This is a genomic window from Kineococcus indalonis (genome assembly GCF_009906395.1).
GTDB classification, from domain to species: Bacteria; Actinomycetota; Actinomycetes; order Actinomycetales; family Kineococcaceae; genus Kineococcus; species Kineococcus indalonis.
This window is the reverse complement of record NZ_JAAALM010000443.1, coordinates 1-3,454: the sequence shown is the minus strand read 5'-3', so window position 1 is coordinate 3,454 and position 3,454 is coordinate 1. Positions and strand designations below refer to the sequence as shown.

The following is a 3,454-nucleotide window of genomic DNA, read 5'->3' as shown; positions in this document are numbered from 1 at the left end:
GGTCGAGGGGGCGGTGCCGGCGGCGCCCGCCTGGTGCAGCGCGAGCCGGGCCCGGGCACGCGCGCCGCGGCCGCCGCCGGCACCGCCCCCTCGACCGGCCCCGGCTGAACCGCCCGCCGCTGGACCGCCGCGGGCCGCGCGGTGTCGGTGGGGGGCGCCACACTGCCCGCATGTGCGGTCGCTACGCCCTCTCCCGCTCCGACGACGACCTGGTGGAGCTGCTGGACGTCGGCGAGGTCGTCGGCGACCCGCTGCGCCCCTCGTGGAACGTGGCCCCCACCCAGCGGGCCCGCGCGGTGCTCCAGCGCGCCCCGCGCGAGGACGCCGGTGCGGGCGGCGCTGCGGGCGGGGGCGGCGGCGCCCCCGCGCGGCAGCTGCGCACGCTGCGCTGGGGCCTGGTGCCGGCCTGGGCGAAGGACGTCAAGATCGGCAGCCGGATGATCAACGCCCGCGTCGAGACGGTCACCGAGAAACCCGCCTACCGGCGCGCGGCCTCGCGCCGCCGCCTGCTGGTGCCCGCCGACGGCTACTACGAGTGGCAGCAGCGCGAGGGCCGCAGCAAGGTGCCGCACTTCCTGCACGACCCCGACGGGCGGGTGCTGACGTTCGCCGGGCTGTACGAGCTGTGGCCGGACCCGGCGAAGGCCGAGGACGACCCCGAGCGCTGGCTGTGGACGTTCACCGTCATCACCACCAGCGCCTCCGACGCCCTCGGCCACATCCACGACCGCACGCCCCTGGTGGTGCCGCCGGACGTGCGCGAGGACTGGCTGGACCCGGAGCTGACCGACCTGGACCTGGTGCGCCAGGTCCTGGACGCCGTGCCCGAGCCGCGGCTGGTGCCGCGCGAGGTGTCCACCGCCGTGAACAGCCCCCGCAACGACGGCCCGGAGCTCGCCGAACCCGTCGAGCCGGGCGGGGACGACCCCGCCTGACCCGCCCGGCCCCGCGGGACGGGGCGGGCCGGGGCCGGGGGTTCAGGCGCCCACGTAGGACGCCAGGTGCTCGCCGGTGAGGGTGCAGCGGGCCGCGACCAGGTCGGCGGGGGTGCCCTCGAACACCACGCGACCGCCGTCGTGCCCGGCGCCGGGCCCCAGGTCGACGATCCAGTCCGCGTGCGCCACCACCGCCTGGTGGTGCTCGATGACCAGGACGGAGGCCCCGCCGTCCACGAGCCGGTCCAGCAGCCCCAGCAGCTGCTCCACGTCCGCCAGGTGCAGGCCCGTGGTCGGCTCGTCCAGGACGTACACGTCGCCCTTGCCGCCCATGCGGGTGGCCAGCTTCAGCCGCTGCCGCTCCCCGCCGGACAGCGTGGTCAGCGGCTGCCCGAGGGTGACGTAGCCCAGCCCGACGTCGGCCAGCCGGCCCAGCACCGCCTGCGCGGCCGGGGTGCGGGCCTCCCCGGCGGCGAAGAACTCCCCGGCCTCGGCCACCGACATCGCCAGCACCTCGCTGATGTCCCTGCCGCCGAGGCGGTGCTCCAGCACCGACGCCTGGAACCGCCGGCCCTCGCAGTCCTCGCAGGTCGAGGCGACGCCGGCCATCATCCCCAGGTCCGTGTAGACGACGCCGACCCCGCCGCAGGTCGGGCAGGCGCCCTCGGAGTTCGCGCTGAACAGGGCCGGTTTCACGCCGTTGGCCTTGGCGAACGCCTTGCGGACCGGGTCCAGCAGACCGGTGTACGTCGCCGGGTTGCTGCGCCGCGAACCGCGGATGGCGCCCTGGTCGATGGAGACCACGCCCTGGCGCCCGGACACCGAGCCGTGCACCAGCGAGCTCTTGCCCGACCCCGCCACCCCCGTGACGACCACCAGCACCCCCAGCGGGAGGTCGACGTCGACGTCGCGCAGGTTGTGCGTGGACGCCCCGCGCACCCGCAGCACCCCCGACGGCGCGCGCACCGACGGCTTCAGCCCGGCGCGGTCGTCCAGGTGCCGACCGGTCAGGGTGCCGCTGGCCCGCAACCCCTCCACGGTGCCCTCGAACACCACCTGCCCGCCCGCGGTGCCGGCGCCCGGGCCGAGGTCCACGACGTGGTCGGCGACGGCGATGGCCTCGGGCTTGTGCTCCACGACGAGCACGGTGTTGCCCTTGTCGCGCAGCCGCAGCAGCAGGTCGTTCATGCGCGCCACGTCGTGCGGGTGCAGGCCGATCGTGGGTTCGTCGAAGACGTACGTGACGTCGGTGAGCGAGGACCCCAGGTGGCGGATCATCTTGGTGCGCTGCGCCTCCCCGCCCGACAGCGAACCCGCCGGGCGGTCCAGGGACAGGTACCCCAGCCCGATCGCCGCGAACGAGTCGAGCAGGTGCTGCAACCCGCTCAGCAGCGGCGCCACCGACGGGTCGTCGACCTCGCGCACCCACGCGGCCAGGTCGCTGATCTGCATCGCGCACACGTCGGCGATGTTCCTGCCGCGGATCCTGGACGAGCGCGCCTCCGGCGCGAGCCGGGTGCCGTCGCAGTCCGGGCAGGTGGTGAACGTCACCGCCCGCTCCACGAAGGCGCGCACGTGCGGCTGCATGGCGTCGACGTCCTTGGACAGGATCGACTTCTGGATCCTCGGGATCAGGCCCTCGTACGTGAGGTTGATGCCGTCGACCTTGATCTTCGTCGGTTCCCGGTGCAGCAGGTCGTGCAGCTCCCGCTCGGTGTACTGCCGGATCGGCTTGTCCGGGTCGAAGAACCCGCTGCCGGCGTAGATGCGCCCGTACCAGCCGTCGGTGCTGTACCCGGGGATCGTGAACGGGCCCTCGTTGAGCGACTTGGCGTCGTCGTAGAGCGCGGACAGGTCGATGTCGTTGACGCGGCCGGTGCCCTCGCAGCGCGGGCACATGCCGCCGAGGCGCTGGAACGTCGCCTTCTCCGCCTTCGTCCTGCCGCCGCGCTCCACGGTGATCGCGCCGCTGGCCCGCACGGAGGGCACGTTGAAGGAGAACGCGCCGGGCCCGCCGATGCGCGGGCGCCCCAGCCGGCTGAAGAGGATGCGCAGCATCGCGTTGGCGTCGGTGGCGGTGCCCACGGTGGAACGGGGGTTGGCGCCCATCCGCTCCTGGTCGACGATGATGGCCGTCGTCAGCCCGTCGAGGACGTCGACGTCGGGGCGCGCCAGCGTCGGCATGAACCCCTGCACGAACGCGCTGTACGTCTCGTTGATCAGCCGCTGCGACTCCGCGGCGATCGTGCCGAACACCAGCGAGCTCTTGCCGGAGCCGGACACCCCGGTGAACACCGTCAGCCGGCGCTTGGGGATCTCGACGCTGACGTCCTTGAGGTTGTTCTCCCGCGCGCCGTGCACGCGGATCACCTCGTGGCTGTCGGCGACGTGCCTGCCGACGCCTCCACCGCTGCCGCTCACCGCGCCTCCGCTCCCGGGCGGGCCAGCGCTCCGGCGCCCGCCGGCCCGCTCCCGCTCCACGTGCCGATCCTGTCCCGGCGACCCCGACCGTGTCAGCC

At 74.6% G+C, this 3,454-nt stretch carries 2 protein-coding genes; one reads left to right on the top strand and one right to left on the bottom strand.

The window, feature by feature from the left end:
• Positions 1-170 precede the first annotated feature (170 nt).
• A complete protein-coding gene (locus GTR00_RS17120) occupies positions 171-935 on the top strand; it encodes an SOS response-associated peptidase (protein ID WP_166612793.1) in 765 nt (254 codons plus the stop codon).
• 42 nt (positions 936-977) lie between these two features.
• Here the strand turns inward: GTR00_RS17120 and GTR00_RS25985 are convergent, their stop codons facing one another.
• Entirely contained in the window at positions 978-3,356 is a 2,379-nt protein-coding gene (locus GTR00_RS25985; RefSeq protein WP_166612792.1) for an ATP-binding cassette domain-containing protein, read from the bottom strand.
• Positions 3,357-3,454 lie beyond the last annotated feature (98 nt).

Excerpts from the sequence above, each read along its gene's own strand:
- GTR00_RS17120 (WP_166612793.1), top strand. The coding sequence starts at position 171 with ATGTGCGGTCGCTACGCCCTCTCCCGCTCCGACGACGACCTGGTGGAG.